This is a genomic window from Paenibacillus sp. YAE3 (assembly GCF_057546105.1).
The window spans coordinates 1-18,388 of record NZ_BAAIYF010000026.1 but is presented as its reverse complement, the minus strand read 5'-3'; the positions used below and the strand labels follow the sequence as shown (position 1 = coordinate 18,388).

General features: G+C 50.1%; 19 protein-coding genes, 1 tRNA gene, 1 rRNA gene and 1 riboswitch. Of the genes, 15 read left to right on the top strand and 6 right to left on the bottom strand.

From position 1 onward, the window contains the following. The 11 genes from rrf to AC27KL_RS27690 form a co-directional block, all read left to right on the top strand. Positions 1-82: ribosomal RNA gene (rrf, locus tag AC27KL_RS27740) — 5S ribosomal RNA — on the top strand; the annotation flags it as partial. Between the two features lie 451 nt (positions 83-533). Next, positions 534-1,991 (top strand): IMP dehydrogenase, encoded by a 1,458-nt coding sequence (gene guaB, locus AC27KL_RS27735; protein WP_339322884.1) that lies wholly within the window; start codon positions 534-536, stop codon positions 1,989-1,991. Between the two features lie 160 nt (positions 1,992-2,151). After that, positions 2,152-3,531, top strand: a complete 1,380-nt coding sequence (locus AC27KL_RS27730) for a D-alanyl-D-alanine carboxypeptidase family protein (RefSeq protein WP_487171771.1) — start codon at positions 2,152-2,154, stop codon at positions 3,529-3,531. A 59-nt stretch (positions 3,532-3,590) separates the two neighbouring features. After that, positions 3,591-4,472, top strand: coding sequence for a pyridoxal 5'-phosphate synthase lyase subunit PdxS (gene pdxS, locus AC27KL_RS27725; protein WP_036714760.1), 882 nt, complete (start codon positions 3,591-3,593; stop codon positions 4,470-4,472). 19 nt (positions 4,473-4,491) lie between these two features. After that, positions 4,492-5,070, top strand: a complete 579-nt coding sequence (gene pdxT / locus AC27KL_RS27720; RefSeq protein WP_487171770.1) for a pyridoxal 5'-phosphate synthase glutaminase subunit PdxT — start codon at positions 4,492-4,494, stop codon at positions 5,068-5,070. Positions 5,071-5,383: 313 nt separating this feature from the next. Then, entirely contained in the window at positions 5,384-6,670 is a 1,287-nt protein-coding gene (gene serS / locus AC27KL_RS27715; RefSeq protein WP_487171768.1) for a serine--tRNA ligase, read from the top strand. Between the two features lie 74 nt (positions 6,671-6,744). Continuing rightward, positions 6,745-6,833 (top strand) — tRNA-Ser (locus tag AC27KL_RS27710). 228 nt (positions 6,834-7,061) lie between these two features. After that, a complete protein-coding gene (locus tag AC27KL_RS27705) occupies positions 7,062-7,406 on the top strand; it encodes a hypothetical protein (RefSeq protein ID WP_487171767.1) in 345 nt (114 codons plus the stop codon). A gap of 20 nt (positions 7,407-7,426) precedes the next feature. Further along, positions 7,427-7,603, top strand: a complete 177-nt coding sequence (locus tag AC27KL_RS27700; RefSeq protein WP_339322888.1) for a hypothetical protein — start codon at positions 7,427-7,429, stop codon at positions 7,601-7,603. Positions 7,604-7,625: 22 nt separating this feature from the next. Beyond that, a complete protein-coding gene (locus AC27KL_RS27695) occupies positions 7,626-7,781 on the top strand; it encodes a small acid-soluble spore protein P (protein ID WP_487171766.1) in 156 nt (51 codons plus the stop codon). A 295-nt stretch (positions 7,782-8,076) separates the two neighbouring features. After that, entirely contained in the window at positions 8,077-9,162 is a 1,086-nt protein-coding gene (locus tag AC27KL_RS27690; RefSeq protein WP_339322890.1) for a DUF6612 family protein, read from the top strand. A gap of 146 nt (positions 9,163-9,308) precedes the next feature. On the opposite strand, the gene tadA is transcribed toward AC27KL_RS27690, so the two are convergent. Then, the gene (gene tadA / locus AC27KL_RS27685) at positions 9,309-9,773 is read right to left on the bottom strand and encodes a tRNA adenosine(34) deaminase TadA (RefSeq protein ID WP_281422529.1); all 465 of its coding nucleotides are present in this window, start codon (positions 9,771-9,773) and stop codon (positions 9,309-9,311) included. Between the two features lie 563 nt (positions 9,774-10,336). On the opposite strand from tadA, the gene AC27KL_RS27680 reads away from it, so the two are divergent. Both AC27KL_RS27680 and rluF read left to right on the top strand, forming a co-directional pair. Further along, positions 10,337-12,658, top strand: coding sequence for a PAS domain S-box protein (locus AC27KL_RS27680; RefSeq protein WP_487171765.1), 2,322 nt, complete (start codon positions 10,337-10,339; stop codon positions 12,656-12,658). Then, entirely contained in the window at positions 12,648-13,352 is a 705-nt protein-coding gene (gene rluF / locus AC27KL_RS27675; protein WP_212952378.1) for a 23S rRNA pseudouridine(2604) synthase RluF, read from the top strand. Before AC27KL_RS27680 ends, rluF begins: the two co-directional genes overlap by 11 nt. 83 nt (positions 13,353-13,435) lie before the next feature. Here the strand turns inward: rluF and motB are convergent, their stop codons facing one another. Both motB and motA read right to left on the bottom strand, forming a co-directional pair. After that, positions 13,436-14,245, bottom strand: coding sequence for a flagellar motor protein MotB (gene motB, locus AC27KL_RS27670; RefSeq protein ID WP_036714753.1), 810 nt, complete (start codon positions 14,243-14,245; stop codon positions 13,436-13,438). Next, the gene (motA, locus tag AC27KL_RS27665; protein ID WP_036714765.1) at positions 14,229-15,029 is read right to left on the bottom strand and encodes a flagellar motor stator protein MotA; all 801 of its coding nucleotides are present in this window, start codon (positions 15,027-15,029) and stop codon (positions 14,229-14,231) included. The genes motB and motA overlap by 17 nt, the downstream gene beginning before the upstream one ends. Before the next feature lie 336 nt (positions 15,030-15,365). Here motA and AC27KL_RS27660 point away from each other — a divergent pair, with 336 nt between their 5' ends. Both AC27KL_RS27660 and AC27KL_RS27655 read left to right on the top strand, forming a co-directional pair. Beyond that, the gene (locus AC27KL_RS27660) at positions 15,366-15,659 is read left to right on the top strand and encodes a hypothetical protein (RefSeq protein WP_036714750.1); all 294 of its coding nucleotides are present in this window, start codon (positions 15,366-15,368) and stop codon (positions 15,657-15,659) included. Positions 15,660-15,848: 189 nt separating this feature from the next. Then, on the top strand, positions 15,849-16,154 hold the full coding sequence (locus tag AC27KL_RS27655; protein ID WP_036714747.1) for a 4a-hydroxytetrahydrobiopterin dehydratase: 306 nt from the start codon (positions 15,849-15,851) through the stop codon (positions 16,152-16,154). Between the two features lie 93 nt (positions 16,155-16,247). Here the strand turns inward: AC27KL_RS27655 and AC27KL_RS27650 are convergent, their stop codons facing one another. The 3 genes from AC27KL_RS27650 to AC27KL_RS27640 all read right to left on the bottom strand — a co-directional run bounded on the left by AC27KL_RS27650 (position 16,248) and on the right by AC27KL_RS27640 (position 17,915). Next, positions 16,248-16,607: a c-type cytochrome gene (locus AC27KL_RS27650; RefSeq protein ID WP_036714745.1), complete on the bottom strand. Its 360-nt coding sequence runs from the start codon at positions 16,605-16,607 to the stop codon at positions 16,248-16,250. 156 nt (positions 16,608-16,763) lie between these two features. Beyond that, a complete protein-coding gene (locus AC27KL_RS27645; protein WP_487171769.1) occupies positions 16,764-17,219 on the bottom strand; it encodes a GNAT family N-acetyltransferase in 456 nt (151 codons plus the stop codon). 204 nt (positions 17,220-17,423) lie between these two features. Continuing rightward, complete coding sequence (locus AC27KL_RS27640; protein ID WP_036714741.1) at positions 17,424-17,915, bottom strand: C40 family peptidase; 492 nt, start codon at positions 17,913-17,915, stop codon at positions 17,424-17,426. A gap of 3 nt (positions 17,916-17,918) precedes the next feature. After that, a riboswitch (cyclic di-AMP (ydaO/yuaA leader) is annotated at positions 17,919-18,057 on the bottom strand. Positions 18,058-18,388 lie beyond the last annotated feature (331 nt).

The following is an 18,388-nucleotide window of genomic DNA, read 5'->3' as shown; positions in this document are numbered from 1 at the left end:
CATCCCGAACACGACCGTTAAGCCCTCCAGCGCCGATGGTACTTGGACCGAAGGGTCCTGGGAGAGTAGGACGCTGCCAAGCGAAGAACCACTGTTGATGAACAATCGACGGTGGTTTTTTTATTTATCCACGTTTGGGCGATTTCTTGAAGCTCGAGAAGGTCGGCAGATTATGAATGGTCGTTTTGCCACATAATAATAGCCTATTGTAACAACGCTAAGATGTGGCGGGTGCTCCGAGGCAAAGTTGATGGCATTAAGATCGGCCATATGTTTTGATCATTGGCCTGCAAACATTGGACATCCCATCCAGAGATGTCTTTTTTTGAATCGTTGTCTTTTACCAGTGGACATGTATTTTCGGGTATTAGACAAGTGCATTTTCTGTTTGTTTTACCATCCTCAATTCCTTGACAGCTTCGCAGGGCCTTTGCTAAGATGGCAATAATATATTTTCAGAAAATGATTTTCAAGCCTTGTAGTATAAGGGTTTTGACGAATACAATACATGACAATGAGGGGGAAGTTCCAAGGTGTGGGAAGACAAATTCAGTAAAGAAGGATTTACTTTTGATGATGTGTTGCTGGTGCCGCGCAAGTCTGAGGTGCTGCCGAAGGAAGTGGACGTGTCCACGAGATTAAGCAAGCATGTGAAGCTCAACATTCCGCTCATCAGTGCCGGTATGGATACCGTTACCGAAGCCGCCATGGCTATCGCGATCGCCAGAGAGGGCGGGATTGGCGTTATCCATAAGAACATGTCCGTTGAGCAGCAGGCTGAAGAAGTAGACCGCGTAAAACGCTCCGAAAGCGGTGTTATTACGAATCCATTCTCCCTGACACCTGATCACCTTGTTTCCGATGCCGAGCAAGTGATGGCGAAATTCCGCATTTCCGGCGTGCCGATTGTGGACGAGCAGCATAAGCTGGTGGGGATTTTGACGAACCGCGACCTGCGTTTCGTGCACGATTACAGCATTCAAATCAAAGAAGTGATGACGAAGGAAAACCTGGTTACGGCTCCGGTCGGCACAACGCTGCAAGAGGCTGAGGTTATCCTGCAGAAGCACAAAATCGAGAAGCTCCCTTTGGTTGACGATAATAACGTTTTGAAAGGCCTTATCACGATCAAGGATATCGAAAAAGCGATTCAGTTCCCGAATGCGGCGAAGGATGCGCAAGGACGCCTGTTGGTCGGCGCAGCGATCGGTATTTCCAAGGACGGCCTTGAGCGCGCGGAAGCGCTGGTAAAAGCCGGCGTCGACATGATTGTGGTCGATTCCGCGCACGGACACCACATCAATATCCTTGATTTTGTCCGTAAGCTTCGCGGCTTGTATCCGGAACTTACGATCGTGGCAGGAAACGTCGCTACCGGCGAAGCCACACGCGACTTGATCGAAGCCGGTGCCTCCGTCGTTAAGGTGGGCATCGGACCTGGTTCCATTTGTACGACGCGCGTAATTGCCGGTATTGGCGTACCGCAAATTACTGCCATTTACGACTGCGCGAAAGTTGCCCGCGAATATGGCATTCCGCTCATCGCTGACGGCGGCATCAAATATTCCGGCGAGATCACGAAAGCGTTGGCTGCAGGCGGACACGCGGTCATGCTCGGAAGCATGTTTGCCGGCACGGAAGAAAGCCCGGGCGAGTCTGAAATTTATCAGGGACGCCGCTACAAGGTATACCGCGGTATGGGCTCCATGGCCGCTATGAAGCAGGGCAGCAAGGATCGCTACTTCCAGGACGACGATAAGAAGCTCGTACCGGAAGGAATCGAAGGACGCGTAGCGTACAAAGGTCCGTTGAAGGATACGATCCATCAGCTGATCGGCGGTCTTCGCTCCGGCATGGGATACTGCGGCACGAAAAATCTTGAGGAACTTCGCGAAGACACCCAATTCGTACGGATTACCGGCGCAGGGCTCCGCGAAAGCCATCCGCATGACGTCCAAATCACGAAAGAAGCTCCAAACTACTCCGTATAAAACCGAAGATGATTTGCACTTAACCAACATCTTCTTGTACAGACAGGCCGAATTTAGGCCTGTCTGTCTTTTTTTGCTTAATCCCCTGTGATAGAATAGAACAAGTAAGATTTTAATGGGCAAGAGGGGAGTTAACAATTCATTGAGTAAGAAATGGAAGTTGTCGGGTCGTTCCGGCCATAAGAAGAACAAACGTCACCTCGTTAAAAAGAGCATAGCCTCGGTTATGCTTTTGAATATGCTTTGCCTTTCCGCTTTGCCGGCCGCCATGGTGTTTGCGGAGAAGGCCCAGACAAGCACGACTGCTGCAACGAACAGTACGACTGCGGTAGCAGGAAGCATCCAGAAGCCGGAGCTGAATTTGAAATCCGCGATTTTGATCGAAGCTTCAACGGGTCAGGTGCTTTTGTCGATGAATGCAGACGAAGCGCTCCCTCCGGCAAGTATGACCAAGATGATGACGGAGTATATCGTTGCCGAACAGGTTAAACAGGGGAAGCTGAAATGGACGGATAAGGTTACAGTAGGGGAAAATCCAAAATTAACCACGGGTTCGCGTATTTTTTTGAATCAGGGAGACGTTCATACGGTTGAGGAACTGTATATCGCCATGGCTGTAGGCTCGGCCAATGACGCCACGGTGGCCCTTGCCGAACGCGTAGCCGGCTCCGAGCAGGAATTCGTAAAGCTGATGAACGAAACGGCCAAGCAAATGGGCATGAAGACCGCGCACTTCATCAATGCCACCGGGCTTGACAAAAAGGACATGCCTAAGAAATATCAGCCGGACACCGATAAAGAAGACGTCATGTCGGCGAAGGATGCGGCCATTCTCGCCATGCACATCGTAAAGGACCATCCGGATTACGCCAAATTCACGGCGATTCAATCGTACAAGTTCCGGGAGCGCGATAAAGCACCCATCGTAAACTACAACTGGATGCTGGAAGCGAATAAGAACATCCCGAACTTCAAAGCTTATGCATATCCGGGTCTGGACGGCCTGAAAACCGGACACACCCAAAATGCGGGCAACTGCTTTACGGGCACGGCCGTACGCAACGGCATGCGTTTGATCAGTGTCGTCATGGGGGCCGATTCCGAGGCTCACCGGTTCACGGAGACGAAAAAAGTTTTGGACTTTGGTTTCGATAACTTCGAGGTCAAGCAGGTCGTACCCGGAAAATCGAAAGTCGAAGGTTTGGACACCGTTCCCGTCAAAAAAGGCGTAGAGACTAAAGTCGGCGTCGTCAGCGACAGCGATGTCAGCTTTGTCGTGCCGAAAGGCGGCGACGCGAAAGGCGTGAAGTTCCAAACGAAGCTCGATGCTGCCGAACTGGTAGCGCCGATCAAAAAAGGGACCAAGGTTGGAACGATTACGTATACGTACAAAGCCGAAGGCATGGATCAAGCACAGACCAAGACGGTCAACCTGGTGACCTCCGAGGATGTCGAAAAGGGCAGCTGGTTCCGTTTGTTCTTCCGGGCCATCGGAGAAATGTTTGCCGATTTGTTTGACGGAATAAAAAATCTTTTTTAAGATATTCAAAAAGCATTAGCTTATAGATTGAGATGATACACATTTCGGGAGGCGTGGACATGGAAACAGGGACTTCGAGAGTTAAAAGAGGCATGGCAGAAATGCAAAAAGGCGGCGTCATCATGGACGTCATGAATGCCGAGCAGGCAAAAATCGCTGAAGCGGCAGGTGCGACGGCCGTTATGGCTTTGGAACGCGTACCGTCCGATATTCGCGCAGCAGGCGGCGTAGCCCGCATGGCCGATCCGACGATCGTCGAAGAAGTAATGAAAGTGGTATCCATTCCGGTCATGGCGAAAGCCCGCATCGGTCATTACGTGGAAGCGAAAGTTCTGGAATCCCTGGGCGTCGACTATCTCGACGAGAGTGAAGTGTTGACTCCTGCCGATGAAGTATTCCATATCGATAAATGGGACTTTACCGTTCCTTTCGTGTGCGGAGCCAAAGACCTTGGCGAAGCGCTGCGCCGGATCGGCGAAGGCGCATCGATGATCCGCACGAAGGGCGAGCCGGGAACGGGCAATATCGTCGAAGCCGTTCGCCATATGCGCTTGATCAACAGCCAAATTCGCAAAGTACAAAGCATGTCCAAGGACGAGCTGTACGCAGAAGCGAAAAATTTGGGCGTACCTTACGATCTGCTTTTGGGCGTGCATGAAAACGGCAAGCTGCCGGTCGTCAACTTCGCCGCGGGCGGCGTGGCTACGCCGGCTGACGCAGCGCTGATGATGCATTTGGGCGCCGATGGCGTGTTTGTTGGCTCCGGCATTTTCAAATCGGACAACCCTGAAAAATTCGCCCGCGCGATCGTGGAAGCGACAACGCATTACCAAGACTACAAACTGATCGCCGAAGTATCGAAGAACCTGGGAACTCCGATGAAAGGCATCGAGATTTCGAAGCTGAGTCCGGCTGAACGGATGTCGGACCGCGGCTGGTAAGAGAGAAGGCTTGAGACATATGAAAATCGGGGTGCTGGCACTCCAGGGTGCCGTAGCAGAGCATATTCGCAGCATTGCGCTGGCCGGCGCCGAAGGCGTCGCCATTAAGAAAAAGGAAGAACTGCAGGATATCCAAGGCCTGATCATTCCCGGCGGCGAAAGCACAACGATCGGCAAATTGATGCGCAAATACGATTTTATCGATGCGATCCGCGAGTTTTCCGCGGCTGGCAAACCGATTTTCGGAACCTGCGCAGGTTTGATTGTGCTCGCCAAAACGATTGAAGGCCAGGAAGAAGCCCATTTGGAGCTCATGGATATCACCGTAGCCCGGAACGCGTTCGGACGCCAACGGGAGAGCTTTGAAACCGATCTGGACGTCAAAGGCATTAACGAGCCGGTTCGGGCCGTGTTTATCCGTGCGCCGCTCATCCGCAGCGTAGGGGACCAAGTGGATGTGCTATCCTCGTACAACGGAGAGATCGTAGCGGCAAGACAGGGACATTTGCTGGCGTCTTCGTTCCATCCGGAACTGACCGACGATTACCGTCTTCATCAATATTTCGTGGATATGGTAAGAGCCGGCCAAGCGTCATAAAACCCTGCTTTTGTGCCGATATATAACATGACAGACACCTTGACTCTTTTTATGATATCTAAAGCCTCCGAATAGGGTAAGCTTTGGATAAGGGGATTGCTCAGCTTGCCGATTCCGGCCGAACCGGGATTGGCAGGCTGAAGCGATATACCCACAAGGGTCGGGGTTATTTTTTTGAACATGCAGGAATATGGTTTGGCTCATGGAAGGTATGCCAATAGAAGTTTTCAAAAGATGTACGCTGAGGAATTCCTTCACGTAGATTCGAGGATTCCGGCCGGATACATGTAACCATTTTGGGAGGAATTTTGGAATGCTGGATGTAAAAATATTGCGGACCGACTTTGCGAAAGTCGAACAAGCGCTGAAAAACCGCAACAAATCGCTCGATTTGATCGCTGGTTTCCCCGAGCTGGATACGCGCCGCAGAGAATTGCTTCAGGAAAGCGAAGCGCTGAAAAACCGCCGCAACGTCGTGTCGGGCGAAGTGGCCAAGCGCAAAAAAAATAAGGAAGACGCGGAAGAACTGATTTTGGAGATGCGCGAAGTGTCGGATCGGATCAAAGCTATGGACGAGGAAATCCGCGAACTCGAAGCCTCTATCTCCGAACTGATGATGGCGATCCCGAATATCCCGCACGAGTCCGTTCCTGTAGGCGCTTCCGAAGCGGACAACGTCGAAATTCGCCGCTGGTCCGAGCCGAGAACGTTCGATTTCGAGCCGAAGGCTCACTGGGACATCGCGCAGGGGCTTGATATTCTGGACTTTGAAGCGGCGGCTAAAGTAACGGGCTCGCGCTTTACCTTTTACAAAGGGCTGGGAGCACGTCTGGAGCGTGCATTAATCAACTTTATGATGGATCTTCACAGCGGAGAGCACGGTTATGAAGAAATGCTGCCTCCGTACATCGTTAACGGCGACAGCTTGCGCGGGACGGGGCAGCTTCCTAAGTTCGAAGAGGATCTGTTCAAGATCCGCGACACCGAGTATTACCTGATTCCTACTGCCGAGGTGCCTGTAACGAACTACTACCGCGACGAGATTTTGACGGTGGAGGATTTGCCGAAGCATTTTGTGGCCTACAGCTCCTGTTTCCGTTCGGAGGCCGGTTCGGCAGGACGGGATACCCGCGGCCTGATCCGCCAGCATCAATTTAACAAGGTAGAGCTGGTTAAAATCGTGGACCCTGAGAAATCGTATGAAGAGCTGGAAAAGATGACGGCCGACGCCGAACACGTCCTGCAGCTCCTGAAGCTGCCATACCGCGTCATGGCGCTGAGCACGGGGGATATGGGCTTTTCCGCCGCCAAAACGTATGACCTTGAAGTATGGCTGCCTGAGAGCGGCATGTACCGGGAAATCTCATCTTGCTCGAATACGGAGGATTTCCAGGCACGCCGGGCCAACATCCGGTATCGTCCGGAGCCGAAGGCCAAACCTGAATTCGTGCATACGCTGAACGGTTCGGCGCTGGCGGTTGGCCGGACGGTTGCGGCCATTTTGGAAAACTATCAGCAAGAGGACGGCAGCGTGGTCGTTCCGGACGTTCTTCAGCCTTATATGGGCAACATAAAGGTGATTGCTCCTAAACAGAAATAAGCTTGAACAATAAAATAAACTATGGTATGATATTTTTGTTACGCCTTACGTAACCTTTAATATTTATACCATCTGGAGAGGTACCGAAGCGGTCATAACGGGGCGGTCTTGAAAACCGTTAGGGTGCAAGCCCACATGGGTTCGAATCCCATCCTCTCCGCCAGATAACGTAAACGACAGAAGTCATCCGAAATGGAATGGCTTCTTTTTTATTGTTCCGATGCTCGTATTCATGCACTGTATTGCAGCCCTCACGACGTTTTTGAGCCGAACGTTTTTCAATCATCGTTAGGGTACAAATGGCATTCCGGATCGTACGTTTCCTTGGCCGGGAAGCGAATAAATCCGTTGCCTTCTCCGCACATTAAAAAAGCAGGGGAGGTGTGATGAAATGAACCGAGAATTTCAACTCGATCAAGATCAGCTGGTTCAGGCTTGGCACTCGCAGCTGCCGCAAAACCTTGACCCGTCGGACTCCGCCCAGGTGTTTGCGGATGAGGCGAATCCGAATGCGCTCCGAATTCACATCGATTCCGCTGGACGCACGATGTATTCCTTTGATTTTCAGTGCTCCTATTTGGATACACGGGAGGTCAAGGTGGATCTGGTCGACGTGGAGCGCGACGGGCAAACGGTGGATGAGCGCACCGAGGTCATTCAGGACATGACTCAAGGGTACACCCGCCAGATTCATGAATGCGCCCAGGCGCTTCACGATGTGACTCATCACGTTTAACAGGGAAAAGAGGGAAAGAGATGACCAAAGCAAAAAACGGTGTGGATAAAAACCTGAGCAATGTTGTGGAGGATTTGGACCAAACCCGGGTAAACAGCCATCACGCCCAGCAGATCCAGCAGGATACCAATGACCGCCGGCATCAGGATGCGCTGAATCACGACAAAACGACAGACTTGACCCATCAGCACTCTTAATCCGAGATTGGGGTGAAATCAGATGAGCAAACCGAAAGCCATTCCCGTGCCGGAAGCGCAGCGCCAGGAGCAGCGGCAGCATCGCAGCGATCACGAAAACACGATGCAGGAGCCTCTCTCCGGATCGAAAAAGGTAAAAAACCGTAATCATGTGGATCATTTGAATAGAGAAGGTTAACCTCGCCTCAAACGACATTATTGGAAACGAAAAAAGCACTTTGGCACCGGCCGAAGGGCTTTTTTTATTGCTTTTTTATGAAAATAAAGTACTTATACATCAAGCTTATTGAAATTTTGCAACCTTGGAGTGACATTCGACGTATTACGCAGTGTGAGCTCACAAAGCAGGTAAAAAAGGAAATTAATTATTTTCCAATCATAAAATTTCCAAAAAACTGTTCACGTTATCCTAAAAATGGTTTATGATGAAAAGGTGTGCTATTTTGCCCTAGAGAAAGAGAGGAGAGAAATTAATGAACAAGAAGTTTGCAGTCCTGATGCTGACGCTGATCATGTCCTTGACATTGGTACTTGCAGGATGCAGCACAAGCAAGCAGGACCCGAAAGACGCCATGAAGAGCGCCACCGGGAATGCAATGAAAATGACTTCGTACGAAATGAAGAGCAAGGTGGTTATCAAAGATCTGCAGGTATCCACGAAGGAAACTGCCGATAATGAAGCTGCCAGCCAAGTCATGAGCATGCTCAAAAACGCCGAATTGACAATTGATGGGGTATATCAAAACGATCCAATGCAAACCGAGATGACTATGGGAATCAACCTGAAGGGCGATATGTCGATGAGCTTCAGCATTCCGATGGTAATGACCAAAGAGAAATTGTACGTCAAAATTCCAAGCATTCCGATGCTGCCGCTTCCGGAAGACGTGGTGAACAAATACCTCGTGCTGGACATGAAGGAACTGGCGGAACAAGGCGGAACGACGTTCAATCCGGATTCCCTGGATCAGAAAAAAGCACAACAACTGTCCAATGAAGTCTTGAATACGTTGTTCGAAGAATACGACGGCAAAAAATACTTCAAAGACATTAACACAAAAGACGCGAACCTGCCTGAAGGCGTAGAAGCAAAACAAGTCGTGCAGTTCAGCGTAACGGACGAAAACGTAAAAGAAGCAGCGGAAATTTTCGTCAACAAAGCACTTCCTAAAATTCTCGACATTATCGCAAAAGACGAATACCGCGAAATGGTTGGCGTGACGAAGGAAGAAATCGAAGAGGCCAAAAAGGATCTGACCTCCGCAAACAAAGACGAAGTGAGCAAAGGTCTGAACGAACTGAAGAACTATCTGAAAATCAACCAGTTCAACATCAACACGGCGATCGACAAGAAGGATTTCCCTTCCTACCAGAACGCTGCCATCAATGTTGAAATGAACGATCCTGAGACAAAAGAAAATATGAAACTGTCGATGGAATTGACGAATCAGTACAGCAAGATCAACGACAAGCAAACGTTCAAAATCGGTATTCCAAAAGAAGGCGACATCATTACGATGGAGCAATTGCAAGAAAAAATGGGCGGAGCCGCATACTAAGCTTCACAAACAAAACCACCCGGTCGGGAAACTTCCCGAACCGGGTGGTTTTTTGTTGTTGGATGGCGGTTTTGTGGAGACGACATGTTTGGAAAGTTAGTGATATCGTTAGCGTAAGTTAGAAGCGCCCTCGGGCTATTGGTGTTTTAAGCCTTGCCCCGCAGTTTGCGGAAAAATTGCGTCAGCATGGTTGCGCATTCCTCCTGCAACACCCCGACCGTGAGCTCCGTGCGGTGATTGAACCGGGGCTCCTGCAATAAATTCATCAGCGTGCCGGCGCAGCCTGCCTTGGGGTCTCCGGTTCCGTAAATGACATGCGGGATGCGGGATTGAACGATCGCCCCGGCGCACATCGGGCAAGGCTCGAGCGTCACATAAAGACGGCAGTCCAGCAATCGCCAAGCGCCGATCGCCTGGCTTGCCTGGCGGATGGCGACGATTTCGGCATGCGCGGTCGCATCTTGGGACGTTTCGCGCAGGTTGTAGCCGCGGCCGATAATTTCATCGCCCCGGACGATGATCGCGCCGATCGGCACTTCGCCGATGGCCTCAGCCTTCTTGGCCTCCGCGATGGCTTCTTTCATCCACCGTTCATGCACAGCTTTATCCACAGATTCATCCACAGAAAGAGGATGATTCAAATGTTCTTCCAAAATATAAATCCCCCTTAAATTCCAATTGCGGTTTATTCAGCGAACAGGCATTCGTTTGTTAACATGCTGTGCATATAATTGTGGATAACTTTTTAATTGCACACAGATTTATCCACAAATTGTTCTTAAACAAATGTGAATATGTGTATAACGTGCATAAGTTATTCATATAGCAGCATGCTCAAGAAAAACTTCAACGAAAAGTGGTCTGTCTTCAAAGAAGTGCTGCAATAGACGTTTTTCTTAAGATGTAGGAAAGATAACGCTGCAAGAGCCTGCTGCCCTACATCTCAAGAAAAACTTCAACGAAAAGTGGTCTGTCTTCTAAGAAATGCTGCAATAGACGTTTTTCTTATTGTAGTGAACGAGACGCCAAAGATCAATTCCAGGGAGAACGGAAGGGCCGTTGAAGAATGAAAATACATAAGTTATCCGTCTTTTCAAATGCAAGGGTTTGGGGTTATGATGATAGAGTATTGTCATTTTTCACCAAAGTTTGCTAACTGCCAAGAGGTGATCCTTTGTCCATCAAGTATAAATTAACGCTGGTCATGTCTGGCTCTTTGCTGTTGATATTGCTTCTATATATTCTCCTCAGCTTCTACACGACCCAAGACAATTTGAAAAGGGACAGCGAAAGCAAAATGCTGATTGCCGCCAGGCAAATCGCAGCCTCCATCGAGCAAAGCCAATACAGTTCGAAATACGTGGAGGAGGAAGCCGGAGAGCTGCTTCGCATGGCGTCCATCCTTGCGGCCAAGGAGCTGCCGGCGGATTACCGCGAAATTGAAAACAGCCAGCTCCGGAAACTGAGCAAGGAAATCGGCGTGACCCACATATCCCTTTTGGCCAGGACCGCGGATGACATTGTCGTCGTCAAATCGTCGGATCCGAGCGAACTTGGGCTGTCCACGCGGGATTGGGGTTACTGGTTCACTGCGTTCCAGCAGCTCTTTAATATGCAGAAGGTGACCGTTTCGCAAGGGATGTCCCTGGACAATTTCTGGACGGGCCCATTTGAATATTCGACATCGAACCCTGATTTTATCGATAAATGGGGCTACTATTATGACGGAAAACGCAACTATTTGATCGACCCCTTCATTCGAAGCGACGTCATCAACGATTACGCGAAGTTGGTGAGCCCGGAATCGATCCTCGAAAAAACGAAGCAGGTAAACCAAAATATTCTTGAGATCACATGTATCAATCCCCGTACTTTTGGCAACAAGAATATGACAACCACCGGTTTTGACGGGTATAATATAAAATTGCGCAACCGTCCCATCCAGTATGGGACCTACAACTATGGGGATGTGACAAAAGACAAGGAAGCGGTGTCCAAGGCTGTGGGGACCGGCTCCAATGTCATGTTCGAGGCCAAGATCCACGGCAAAAAGGTGCTGAAAAGCTTTATTCCGGTGTTTAGCCCGGAACAATCGGTGTACATTATAAGCATTGTGATGGACTATGAGATGATTTCGAGCGTATTAAACGATCAGTTGGTGAGTTATATCGCCATTTCTGCTTCGCTCCTTGTCATCATCATTCTTGGAAGCTATGTGCTGGCGGGTTACATCATCCGTCCGATGGAATCGATCCTTGCCAAGGTAAAGGACGTCACGGAGGGGCGGTTTGATACGCCGCTTGCCATTAACAGCAAAGACGAGCTTGGGCTCTTATCCGACAGGATCAATACCATGACCTCAAGCCTCCATGATTATACGAATCAGCTGAAACAGGCCGCCGAGGAAAACAAATCGGTCAAAGACCATCTCGAATCCATTATCCAGCAAATTGCGGACGCGATTCATACGGTAGACTGGTCCGGACGGGTGATCCAGGTCAATAAGGCCTTTGAGGATTTGTACGGCTGGAAGAGCCATGAGGTCGTCGGCAAAAGGCTTCAGATCGTCCCCGACTTTTTGGAGGAAGAGGAAACCAAAAACGTTCAGGCGCTCCGAAAAGGGGAACAGCTGCCTCCGACCGAAACCTTGCGCCTCCGAAAGGACGGTTCCCTGGTCGAGGTCAGCATCAGCACGGCACCCGTCAAAGACGAAGATGGACATATTACGTCCTTTATTAGCGTCTCCCGCGACATGACCGAACGAAACAAAATGGAGGAGCTGCTGCGGCGTTCCGAAAAGCTGACGACCGTCGGGCAGCTGGCCGCGGGCGTGGCGCATGAAATACGGAACCCGCTGACGACGCTGCGCGGATTTCTGCAGCTTCAGCGCGAAACCAATCAAGTGTCGCCGCAGCATAACGAGATTATGTTGTCGGAGCTCGACCGCATCAATTTGATAGTGAGCGAGTTTTTGATTTTGGCCAAACCGCAGGCGACCCAGTTTCAGGTGAAAAGCATCCGGAGCATCCTGAGCGACGTCGTGAACCTTCTCGACAGCCAGGCCCATTTGTACGACATCGAATTCAAATTCGAGTTCGAGCCGGAAGATTACAAGGTCCATTGCGAAGAAAACCAGATGAAGCAGGTTTTTATCAATATCATCAAAAACGCGATCGAAGCAATGGAAGACGGCGGCATCATCCGGATCGAACTGTTCCGATTAAGCCGGGAAGAAATCGGGATCACGATCACCGACCAAGGGATCGGCATTCCGAGCCATATCCTGCCTAAGCTCGGCGAGCCGTTTTTTACGAGCAAGGAGAACGGAACGGGCCTCGGCTTGATGATCAGCCAAGGTATTATTGAAGGCCATAAGGGCATGATGGAAATATTCAGCAAGCCGGGAAAAGGCACGAGGGTCGACATCGTGTTGCCTATTGCATGGGAGACGCAAACAGACATAAACCATGAGGGGGAAGAACCCATTGCGAATTAACAAATTTATCAGCGAAACGGGGTTTTGCTCCCGGCGTGAAGCGGACAAGCTGGTAGAGAGCGGCAAAGTGACGATTAACGGCGAGGTCGCGGTCTTGGGAAGCCAGGCTGAGGAAGGGGACGACGTGCGAATCAACGGACGGCCGCTCGAGGCCAAAAAGAAGCGCCACGTCTATATCGCCTTGCATAAGCCCGTAGGCATCACCAGCACGACGGAGAAGCATATCAAAGGCAACATCGTCGATTTCGTCGGCCATCCGGAACGGATTTTTCCGATCGGAAGATTGGACAAGGATTCGGAAGGACTTATTTTGATGACAAGCGACGGGGATATCGTCAACAAAATTTTGCGCTCCGAAGGCAAACATGAAAAGGAATATATCGTTACGGTAGACAAGCCGGTGACGACCTCGTTTCTGACGGGGATGGCGGGCGGAGTAAAAATATTGGGCGAAATGACGCTGCCCTGCAAAGTGACGCGAATTTCCGACCGGGTATTCAAAATTATTTTGACCGAGGGGAAAAATCGGCAAATCCGCAGAATGTGCAGCAGCTTCGGGTATTCCGTGCGCAAGCTGCAGCGAATCCGGATCATGAACATTCATCTGGGCTCTCTGCCGAAGGGCAAATGGCGCGATTTGACCGAAGCCGAAAAAAAAGAGCTTGGCCGGCTCCTTCATTACGAGCTTCAATAGGCGGCATGCCGCAAATAAACGTAAAAAAAGCTGTATGATCGTTATTCAACGAAAATACAGCTTTAGCTTTTTAATGGGCATTTCTATGGGTTGGGGACCTGCATTTGCTGCGACTGATCCGTATATTTGCGGATGATCGAAACTTCGACCCGGCGGTTCATCGCCCGGCCCGCAGCCGTATCGTTGGAGGCGATCGGGTGGTATTCCCCGAAGGCTTTCGACGTGAACATGGCCGGATTCAGCTTCGGATTGTTCAGCAAAATTTTCATGAAGTGAAGCGCACGGTCCGAGCTCAAATCCCAGTTCGAGGCATATTCGCTGTTGGAGATCGGCATATTATCGGTATGCCCCGAGACGATGACGTTATAGCTTGGGAACTGCTGCAGCATATTGCTGATCGCCAATGCCAGTTGCCGCGATTCGGGCTTCACGGCGGCGCTGCCCGAGGCGAAAAGCGCATTGTCGCTGATGGTAATGGTCAGCTCCGATTGGTTCAGCTTCGTATTTAGCAGGTTCGTCAGGCCGTTGTTTTTAATATACTGATCCAGCTGCTTTTTTAACTTCTCCATGTCCTCTTGCTCCTGTTTTGCAAGCTGGGCTTTTCGTCTTCTGCCATCTTCAGTGCTGACGGCGTTGGCTTGGCTGTCCTTTTTGCCTTTGTCCAGGTTTTTGTCGGAAGGCAGCGCCGAGCTGAAATTGAGTACCCCGGTGCCGGTGCTGAGAGCGGTATTAAACGCTTTGCTCATTTCCTCGAACTTTTTGTTGTCAGTAGCGCTCATGGCGTACATGACGATAAACAGGGCAAGCAGCAGGGTCAAAAGGTCGGAGTACGGCAGGAGCCACGATTCGTCGGCATGTTCTTCATGAGGTTCATGTCTAGTCTTTTTGCTCACCTGTAGCATCCTCCTTCTCATTCATTTGAGCACGCTCGGAAGGGGTCAGGAAGACGGAAAGCTTTTGACTGATCGCAATCGTGGATACGCCGGATTGAATGGACAAAAGCCCTTCGATCATCATCAGTTTCAATTCGATTTCCTTTTTGGACAGTCGTTTCAGCTTGTTGGCAATCGGATGCCATAATACATAACCCGTGAAAATACCCAGGAGCGTCGCAATAAAGGCCGCGCCGATCGCGTGAGCGAGTTCGCCCATGTTCTCCATCTTGGTCAGGGCCGCGATCAAACCGACGACCGCGCCAAGCACCCCGAGCGACGGAGCGTACATGCCGGCTTGGGAGAATAACAAAGCGCCGGCCCGATGCCGTTCTTCCGTTGCCGCGATATCTTCCATTAATACGTCGCGCACGAAGTCCTGGTCGTTGCCGTCAATGATCATTCGCATGCCGTTGCGAAGAAACTGGTCGTCAATCTCTTCGACTTTCGTTTCCAGGGCCAGCAGCCCCTCGCGGCGGGTAATGGAGGCCCATTCCATGAACATGGCAATGAGTTCGCGGCGTTCGACCAGCTTTTGCTTAACGAACACCATTTTGATCAGTTTAGGGAATTTTTTAATCTCTGACATCGGGAAACCAATAAATAACGTAGCAGCCGTGCCCCCGAGAATGATGACGTAAGCGGCGGGGGTAAGAAGGGATACCAAAGGCGCACCTTTGAGTACCATACCGAATAGGACCGCGACCAACCCGAGTATTAGGCCGATAAGTGTTGAAATTTCCATTGCGCACCTCATCCATGAGAAATAAAATTGAATCCTTTCGCGCACCAAGGCTGCATCCTTGCAAGCATGGTGTCTCACCAAAAACGTAATTATAATATTTATCGTCAGGAACGGCTTTTTTTTTAAGGGGGTTTTTCCGTTATAATGAAACATAAGGGTTCATCGGACCTATCCTGGCATGGGAGAATCGTACAGTTGGTAGCGCAGGCCCTACATACAATGAACTAAGAAAAAAGAAAAAGCCGTCCTTCGGAGCCGGTAAAGACGGCGGAGCCGATCCATGGTTCGCCCGATTCGATTCGTTTAGACGACATAGACCAGATGGAGGTAAAGCCGATGGGAGTCAAACATGGGCGTGAATATGACGAAATATTGAAGGATTTAACGGAGGCGGTGGGAGGCATCCCGGACAGCTACCTGTTTTTTGAGATGGATGGCGGCGAATGGCTGCTGCTGAGTCCCGAGGAGAAACTGGAGGTTCATGAGGCGCTTGCGGAAGACCTGTTTTATGCCTTGGGTACGGAGCCGGTCATTGAGGTAGGGAGCGGCGTCGTCATGTACGACAAGGCCAACCACCGGATCAATCTGCTGATCGGGGACGAGGAACTGACTGTAGTCCCACTCATCTAGTCCAAGCGCCGAATGGATTTTTGAATATCCGTCATGGTAAGATATAACAAGTTCTGGGCCGAGGCGGCCATATTCATATTTATTCAACGATCGGAATACAATGGGAAAAGTCAACAAGAGCATGGATAAGCAGCATCCTTTTTTAAATTTCGATACGAGGGTGTTTGGTTTCAGGGAGGAAATGAGAATATGGTTTACACGCTAGAAGAAGTGGAAGCGCATTTAGCGAAACTGGAAGGCTGGGAGCTGGAGGAAGGACGCTGGATTGTGCGGAAATTTATTTTTTCCAACTTCATGAAGGGGATTTCGTTCGTCGATGAGGTTGCGGCGATTTCCGAAGCCTTCGATCACCATCCCTTCATCACGATTGACCATAAGAACGTAACGCTGCGGCTGACTTCATGGGATGACGGCGGCATCACCGCGCTCGACATCAAGGAGGCGCATCAGTTTAACGAATTGTTCGAAAAAATGCGCTCAGGCGAGAAACGCTAAAAAATAAGAAAACCGAAAGCAAAAAAACACGCTTCGCCAGACCTTGCGGTCATGCGCGAAGCGTGTTTTTTATTCCTTCAAGGAAAACGGCCATTACTTTTTGGCTGCAAGCCACTGGGCTACGTTGGCAATCTCCTCTTTTTGGAGTTTGTCTTTGAAGGAAGGCATGCCGCCTCTGCCCTTGGTAATGATCGTGTAAAGTTCTTCAGCAGACATCTGGGAGCCGATTTTTTGCAGGTTCGGTCCCACGCCGCCTTGCAGCTGGTCGCCGTGGCAGCTGATGCAGCCCTGGGCTTTCACAACGGCTTCGGCCGCTGCAGCGTCCATGGTTACTTCAGGCATGGTCGGTTTTTCTTCTTCGGCTACCTGCTCTTTACCCGGCAGCGTAAACATAAGCACAACGGCCATTACGCATGCAATCGTTATCAAACCGCTCATGATCCATTTTTGCATCCGTTTTCGTCCTTTCTATGTAAACTGCAGTTCTCTCATTTCTTCATTATAACGGAACAAGCCGGTACATCAAATAGTTTGTGACAAAAAAGCAAACGAAAGCCAGTTTAAATCCACTAAACGTACACAATTTTGTACCATTTTTCATTGACGTTTTTAAAGCCCTTGATAAACCATGCAGTAAAAGCGCTCGACGCCTTCCGGCGTCTGTTTTTCGTACGTATCGGTGATCTCGAATCCTGCCTTGACGTAAGCGCGTATCGCCCGCAAATTCCAATCCTGTACCTCCAGATCGATCTCCTGTCCGGGAAAGCGGGCTTTGGCCGTCTCCACGATCGCTTGGATAAAGCCCGGACCTCGTCCCTGGCCGCATAAATCCGGCCGCATGCCTAAACCGAGGCGCACGACGTTGACCATCGGAAACAGCTGCGCGAACCCGCATAGCTGCCCGTCTCCATCCAGCACCGAAACGTATTGCTGCCTCCGCAGATCCGGATCTCCAAGCTCGATGCCGAGGGCCTCCATCTGCTCCCAGGGAAGCCAGCCGTAGATGCGGTCGTAAGGGGGGGCGTACATCCAGCCGCAGCAGGCCTCGGCCTGCTCCCGCGTCATGGGCGTAACGGTATAAGAGTCCTTCGAAACGTTCACAAGAAGCCTCCTTTCGTAAGAGACGTCCGCTGCTAAGTAGCATTTGATGATTCCATAAAATCTATTCCTCGGGGATCAAGCGCGACAAGCGCAAAAAATCCCGTACGGAGATTCGGCAAAAATCTCGGTACGGGCTGTCGTACAAACCGTGCGGATCAGGCAAAAATGTTATTCAACGTCATCATTGTCTGCGGAATCGACGGCAGAGGCTTGATATGTATCACTGCTCATAATACGTTTCGCGCCAACGTAGCGGTTGACGTAATAGCTTTCGCTAAGCGAACTGACGACAACGCCGCGGGATGTCGAAGCATGTGCGAATTTACCGTCGCCGACGTAAATGCCGACATGGGAAACGCCGGAACCGGATGTATTAAAAAATACGAGGTCTCCTGCTCTCAAATCGCTGCGGGAAACGGAAGTGCCCATCGTAAACTGCGAACCGGACTGGTGAGGCAGGTTGATGCCGAGATGCTTAAATACGTACATCGTAAATCCGGAGCAGTCAAAGCCGTTGGTCGTCGTTCCCCCGGTTCTGTATTTCGTTCCGAGCACATCATCGATGACTTTGTCCATTTTCGAATCCGCGAAAGCGCTTCCGGCCCCAACGGTAAATACGATGGCAAAACTCATGACTGCTGCTGCTAGCTTCTTTTTCAAAATTAATACTCCTTCCGGTGCCTGCGAGGTTAGCTTAAGGATTCGGTAGAAGGTCCCCTATGATCCCTCTGTTGCAAGATCAATTCACCCGTAAATGGTTCCCCCGCTTCCCTAGTGTGAGGAAATTCGGCATATGTCTTTTTACACTATATACTTCAGGAGCCGCCTGTTTACAGGCAACGGCTCAACAAAGATTACAAAGTTGTTACTAACGCTGGGATTATTGTAACAAAGGAATGACGTTTTGGCAATTGTTTCTATGCCTAAACCTTCAAAAAAATCACCATAATTTCGGGGTTTTTGCCAAATCGGCTCCAACGAAGGACAATTATAAGCGTTTTTTACTTGAGTGTTTTGCATAATTCCGTTTCAGAGAAGAAGCGATAGCATATTCACTGTCGTTAAGGGGTAATTTTCGAAAATGGTATTATATGGATGAAGAAAAGGGCAGACTTGCAGAATTTTAGAACAGC